Below are 253 nucleotides of genomic sequence, written 5' to 3' on the forward strand. Positions count from 1 at the left end.
TCGTCGAAAGTGATCTCAGCCATTGGCCAGCTCCCGCGATCTGTCCGCCGCGGCGGCGACCGCGCGCTTGAGAAGGGGCGGGAAGCCTTCGGCCTTGTCCATCAAAACCTCAAGCGCCGCTTGGGTCTGCCATTGGGGCTGGTGACGTTGACGCGCAACTGCGCCGGATCCTCTTCAGCCTGCATCGCCAGCGCCCTGCCCCGGCGACCGTCGCCTTGGCCAATTGCATCGCCAATTCCTCGGGCAGGCCTTG

The 253-nt window shown here is 66.0% G+C and carries 1 pseudogene; it reads right to left on the reverse strand.

From position 1 onward, the window contains the following. Positions 1-15: 15 nt before the first annotated feature. A pseudogene (locus FCK22_RS19480) lies at positions 16-253 on the reverse strand (pyrroline-5-carboxylate reductase dimerization domain-containing protein); the annotation flags it as partial.

Origin of the sequence: Sulfitobacter sp. 15WGC, assembly GCF_005068605.1 — a bacterium.
Taxonomy (GTDB): Bacteria; Pseudomonadota; Alphaproteobacteria; order Rhodobacterales; family Rhodobacteraceae; genus Sulfitobacter; species Sulfitobacter faviae.